At 35.8% G+C, this 2,917-nt stretch carries 4 protein-coding genes; all 4 read left to right on the plus strand.

Annotated elements, in window-relative coordinates; genetic code table 11:
- The first annotated feature begins 292 nt into the window (after window positions 1-292).
- The 4 genes from ACMZ6Z_RS09155 (at window position 293) to ACMZ6Z_RS09170 (ending at window position 2,585) form a co-directional block, all read left to right on the plus strand.
- Window positions 293-670 carry a hypothetical protein gene (locus ACMZ6Z_RS09155; RefSeq protein ID WP_416132224.1) on the plus strand — a complete coding sequence of 126 codons (378 nt, stop codon included), beginning with the start codon at window positions 293-295 and terminating at the stop codon, window positions 668-670.
- Window positions 671-838: 168 nt separating this feature from the next.
- Complete coding sequence (locus tag ACMZ6Z_RS09160; protein WP_416132225.1) at window positions 839-1,393, plus strand: fibrinogen-binding adhesin SdrG C-terminal domain-containing protein; 555 nt, start codon at window positions 839-841, stop codon at window positions 1,391-1,393.
- Window positions 1,394-1,398: 5 nt separating this feature from the next.
- Window positions 1,399-1,743 (plus strand): prealbumin-like fold domain-containing protein, encoded by a 345-nt coding sequence (locus tag ACMZ6Z_RS09165; protein WP_416132226.1) that lies wholly within the window; start codon window positions 1,399-1,401, stop codon window positions 1,741-1,743.
- Window positions 1,744-1,865: 122 nt separating this feature from the next.
- Window positions 1,866-2,585 (plus strand): CPBP family intramembrane glutamic endopeptidase, encoded by a 720-nt coding sequence (locus ACMZ6Z_RS09170; RefSeq protein ID WP_416132227.1) that lies wholly within the window; start codon window positions 1,866-1,868, stop codon window positions 2,583-2,585.
- The last annotated feature ends 332 nt before the right edge of the window (window positions 2,586-2,917 follow it).

Below are 2,917 nucleotides of genomic sequence, written 5' to 3' on the forward strand. Positions count from 1 at the left end.
CTTACATTCTAATTCACCGATTTTTCGATATATTGCGCCGATTAAAAAAGATGAATATGAATTCTAAATAGAAATGTTGAAAATAAGCGTCGTGTAAAAATGTGATTGACTATGGAAAAAGTCCGTAAAAACTTGACACCATCTGAGCTGTGTTCGCTCATTGACAATTTCATATGGGAGATGTATAATACAATTGATAGGGGATACCGGGCACTATGAATAAGAATTTAAACAAATTTAAGGTATTTACTTTAGTTATGTTACTAACTGTAATCATGGTTTTTTTTATGTGATGCAAGTAAATGCAGAAGGAATTTTGTGTGCTAAAGGTGAAGAGGTTAACAACAAAATAGAGGAGGTTATTGTTTCTCACACGAAGAAAGATTATAATGGTGCGTCTGACAATTGGCAGGTCAACAATTATCAATATGTATTTTTGGCAATGTCAGGCACAATTAACAACGAAGTGGGAGACATTAGAGAAGGCGATTATTTCACTGTAAAACTGGATGAGAGACTTCGACCTAACGGAATTGTAGATGAGGATATTGTTTCTGCGCTAATACTGTATTTGACATATGAGGATGCCGGAAATGAATTTTTGCTCGCTGTTCCTGATTATAACAAATCAACAAAAAACGATACGATATATTTTTACCAAAAATATTGAGAACGTGAAAAAGACGGATTTTAAGTTGACTTTTGCGGATTATCCTGATCTTAATAAGGCAACTGATAACGGCACTTATACTTTTACGAGTTTATATGCCGGTAAGGAGTATTCATACAGCAGGAACAATAAGTAAAAAAGATGTAAATAGTCTTACCATGAACAAATGTGAATATAAAAGAAGACGGTGTAAACGCTAACTATGTTCACAGGGCATATGCAAGATTTTATAATTTAGAAAATGACGATGAGATTAAAATTTCATGGACAGGAAGCTCAGTTTTTACTGATTCAACCAGTTTTAAAATTTACGGCGTGTCTGAAGCCTTTGTGGATAGTTACGGAGTTGATGTAAATAAGTTGGAGGATGTAACTGATAAATTCGTAAAAAGCGGTTCTAATGTAGAGTATAAGGCAAAGTCCGGTGAATTGGGATATGAGAATTTCCTGGTCGAACTGAAAAACGATTTTAAAGTTGAAGAAGGAACCACATCTCACGTAGGATTTAACCTTAACGAAAAAGGGAGCGGAGTTACAACCAGTCTGTTAAAAGACTACTTGACTGCTGTGGCTAATGCGGTAAAGAATAAGGAACCGATTCCGTGTAGAGAGGTACGTCAACTTGAAATTACAAAAGTGGATTCTAAAAGTAATATGGGATTGGCAAATGCAACATTTGATTTATTCTTGGTAAAAGACGGCTCTGCTCAGGTAAACCTATAAAAACTGTGACAACAGGGGCTGACGGTAAGGCTATAATTGATGAGCTGGATTATGACAAAGAGTATATATTGGTTGAAACAAAGGCTCCTAACGGATATGTTTTAAATAAGGAACCTGTAAAAGTTAATGTAAAAGATTTGGATGAGGGTGAAGCCGTTATAAAGCTTTCTGTTAAAAATGATAAGGATAACAAAACTAATCCTCCTGCAAATGTTCCTACGGTAGTTAAGAAATATAAAGCTCCGGAAACCGGAGATAGCTCCAACATTAGTTTTTACTTGGTGACAGGCGTTGTTGCCTTGATTATGTTGCTTGGATTGATTAGTAAGAACCATAGAAAGAATAATTGATTAGTCAGATGAATTAGAATGGCTTACACATAGCTATTTCTATATTGTAGTGTAGTTAGAGGCAAAATCAAAGCACTTCAAGCAAATACTTATACTTGGAGTACTTTTGCAGGAGGTTGTATATGAAGAAGAACTATATTTTATTAACAGCGTATATGATTATAATGGGAATAGGACTTTTTATCAGTAATCATTTCTTAAATACTCCATATAATTCAACGGAGTTCAGCAGGAAGTTTTTGCCGTTTATGTTTATATTAGCGATATTGGTTTTGTACTACGGCATAAAAAATAAAAATGAATTAACCTTGCACTCAGAAAGCAAGCCGAGCTATGTATTTTCAGCACTTTTGTTCATCCCAGTAGTAGGGTTTGGACTATATTCAATTGTCAGAGGATTTAGTCCGGATTTAGCATTTGTTATATTGATAATAGATACTGCTTTGATTGGAATAGCTGAAGAAGGCATGTACAGAGGGATATTGCTTGGTGCAATGGCGAAGAAGATGAATCCGGCTCTTGCCATACTGCTGTCTTCAGTGCTATTTTGTGCATTACATTTAATAAATGTTATAGGAGGTCTATCAGTCTCCGAGCTAATGGGACAACTTGGCTCAACCTTTGTTATGGGAGTGTTCTTAGGAGCTATGTATTTGGACACACGAAAAATACTGTTCCCTATAATTTTCCATTCTCTTTGGGATTACATATTGCTCAGCGGTAGCCTTGCAGAAGTTCAAATTCTGCCTATAGTATTGATAGGGGTATATGTTTTAGAGGTGGTTATTTCCCTTGTAATAATAATTAAACTTCTAAGGAAAAAAGAAAGGTTTTTCAGCTAGTAAGGGAATACAATTTTATATGCTTCTCCGACATTCAGATTGGTCGAGGTGAACGAAACTTAATAAAACTGAATTCAAAGATATGAGGCGATAGAAATGGAGTATCATACCCCAAAATCTATCGTCTTTGCTGGTGTCCGAAGTTAAAAAGAGAGGGATGCGAAAGCGGAATGTGATTGTTTTTACCACCAATCCTCCTTATGAGGTAGGCGCTCTGCTGGTGAAAGCCTAGAAACCTTTGAACGAAAGCATATTGAAAAGCCGTAAGCGCCCAATAACGAGGTATCTAGTCATCCTCTCACTCCTCAAGTATACTGTTATTAGAAAACAGC

The sequence above is a fragment of the Streptococcus pluranimalium genome (genome assembly GCF_047785705.1).
GTDB lineage: Bacteria > Bacillota > Bacilli > Lactobacillales > Streptococcaceae > Streptococcus > Streptococcus pluranimalium_A.